Raw genomic sequence first — 2,317 nt, 5'->3', positions numbered from 1 at the left:
AGCCTTGGTTGATGACGCCGCCGTCTTTGAGCCAGACGGCGGGTTCGGGCATCACGGCGGCTTTGAGGGTTTCGGCGACGGGCAGGGTTTCGGGGAAAACGGCTTTGAGGGTTTCTAAGAGACTGCTACCCTCGGCGGACAGTTCGATTTCGGACAGGGCAAACAGGCTGTCGCGGAGGGCGGCGAGGTCGCGCGGGCGGGCGTTGCCGACGGCGATGCGGGCGGCGATGCGTTCGATGTCTGCAATGTTTTTCAGACAGCCTTGCAGGTTTTCGTATTGCGAACCCAGCGCGGCAACGGCTTCTTGGCGGGCGCGGATGTGGGCGCGGCTGCGTAAAGGGTGGTGCAGCCAGAATGCCAAGAGGCGGCTGCCCATGTGGGTGGCGCAGCCGTCGAGTATGGAAAACAGAGTCGGCGATTTTTTGCCGGAGAGGGTTTGCGTGATTTCGAGATTGCGGCGCGTGGCAGCATCCATGCCAATATATTGGCTGTCGGTTTCGAGCGAAATGCCGTCTAAGTGTTGCGGCATCAGGTTTTGCGTCAGGCGGATGTAGTTCAGCAGCGCGCCCGCCGCGCCAACGGCGGCTTCGTGTTCCTTGCCGTCCAAACCGAAGCCATGCAAGTCTTGGCAGCCGAAGTATTCGGTCAACAATTTCGCGCCCGCATCGGCGGCAAACTGCCATGAGTTCAGGCGCGTGATGTTGGCTGAGATTGCCTGAAAACCGTCAGGCAGGCTTTTGCCTTCGGGCAACAGGATTTCCGCCGCCTGCAAACGCGCCAGCTCGTCGGCGAGTTTGTCCGCCGTCGTCAGCTTGGTTTTGAATTCGCCGCTTTGTAAAGATGCCCACGCGATGGCGATGTGTTTTTTATCCGCGTTCACCGCCGCGATGCGGTTGGTTTCCTTGTCTTCCAAAAACGCCGCGTCGGTCAGCGTGCCGGGCGTCACAATGCGCACGACTTTACGCTCTACCGGCCCTTTGCCCGCGCCGACTTCGCCCACCTGCTCGCACACCGCCACGCTTTTTCCCATCTTCACCAGCCGCGCCAGATACTGCTCCGCCGCGTGAAACGGCACGCCCGCCATCTTAATCGGTACGCCGTCCATCTGCCCGCGCGTGGTCAGAGTGATGTCCAACAGCTTCGCCGCTTCCACCGCGTCATCCAAAAACAGCTCGTAAAAATCGCCCATGCGGTAAAACACCAGCTTGTCGGCGTGTTGCGATTTGATGGCGAGATACTGCTGCATCATCGGGGAGACGGTGGGTTTAGACATGGAAAAACCTTAGAAACGCAAAAGCGTTATTGTAACAAAAGGCCGTCTGAAAAACAGGTTTCAGACGGCCTTTAACAGCAGCTTGGGTTTAAGCCAAAGCCACTTCCAAATTATCAATCAGTCGCGTTGTACCCAGACGGGCGGCGGCAAGCACCACCAATTCTTTATCGCCAACATGAGCCACTGCCAAGCTGTGTGCATGGCGGATTTCAACGTAATCAACCACCCAGCCGGCATCGGTCAAATGGCGGATACATTCGGCTTCAAGCTGGGCGTAATCCAGATTGCCGTTTTTCAGGGCAGCGGCAATATTTTGCAACTCTCGATAGAGGCGCGGCGCTTCTGCGCGTTCTGCTTCGCTCAAATATTGGTTGCGGCTGGAAAGTGCCAGGCCGTCTGAAGCGCGGCCGGTGTCGACAGGAACAATGTCGATATTGAAGTTCAAATCTTCAACAAAGCCTTTGATAATCGCCAGCTGCTGATAGTCTTTTTTGCCGAAGCAGGCGGTATCAGGTTGAACAATGTTGAACAACTTGGTCACAACAGTCGCCACGCCGCGGAAATGGCCCGGACGGAATTTGCCGCACAATTCGTTTTGCAAGTGCGGAGGCTCGACATTGAAACGCTGTTCCACATTCGGATACAGCTCTTTTTCATCAGGCGCGAACACGACGGCAACACCCTCGCCTGCCAATTTGTCGGCATCTTGTTGCAAAGTGCGCGGATATTTGTCGAAATCTTCGCCTTGTCCGAATTGCAGGCGGTTGACAAAAATACTGACCACAACATTATCGGCACGTTTTTTTGCTTCGCGCACCAGCGCAAGATGGCCTTCGTGCAGATTGCCCATGGTCGGTACAAATGCCACTTTTCCGGCAGTTTTACGCCACTCGCGCAATTCTTTAATCGTATGAATGATTTGCATGGTTTGAAAAATCCTTTATCTTTTCCGCCGTTTCATCAACGGAAATCACGCGCCGATTATACGCTTTTATTCATCAAAAAGGCCGTCTGAAATAAGTTTCAGACGGCCTGGTTTTTATT

General features: G+C 55.2%; 1 protein-coding gene and 1 pseudogene. Both read right to left on the bottom strand.

Annotation, left to right across the window (positions count from 1 at the left end):
- Nucleotides 1–1,273: pseudogene (locus tag ACTHUT_RS18215) on the bottom strand (DNA mismatch repair protein MutS); the annotation flags it as partial.
- Nucleotides 1,274–1,361: 88 nt separating this feature from the next.
- The gene (gene panC / locus ACTHUT_RS18210) at nucleotides 1,362–2,198 is read right to left on the bottom strand and encodes a pantoate--beta-alanine ligase (protein ID WP_154953939.1); all 837 of its coding nucleotides are present in this window, start codon (nucleotides 2,196–2,198) and stop codon (nucleotides 1,362–1,364) included.
- Nucleotides 2,199–2,317 lie beyond the last annotated feature (119 nt).

It is taken from the genome of Neisseria sp. P0022.S010, assembly GCF_051956635.1.
This window is presented reverse-complemented; position numbering and strand designations above follow the sequence as displayed.